The following is a 254-nucleotide window of genomic DNA, read 5'->3' on the forward strand; positions in this document are numbered from 1 at the left end:
GTAATAGCTGCGCCCCATTTTACATCTAATCCAAAAATTGCATTTAAACCTAAACCGGCACCAGCAATATTACCAATATTAAAAGCTAGACCACCAAATGCAATCAATATTGAGATAACAGTACCAATGTTTGCGTTAAAAATGCTGGCCCAATTGCAGAAGTTGCCATCAAAAATACAGAACCTAATAATAACCTTTTATGATTTTTTGTGAATTCAAAGTCACTTTCTTTTTTAAGCTTTAAATTTCTCCCC

General features: G+C 33.5%; 1 pseudogene. It reads right to left on the reverse strand.

The annotated features are described in order from the left end of the window. Positions 1–254, reverse strand: a pseudogene (locus tag IDG60_RS03535) (NRAMP family divalent metal transporter); the annotation flags it as partial.

This window comes from Staphylococcus sp. EG-SA-2 (assembly GCF_017152085.1).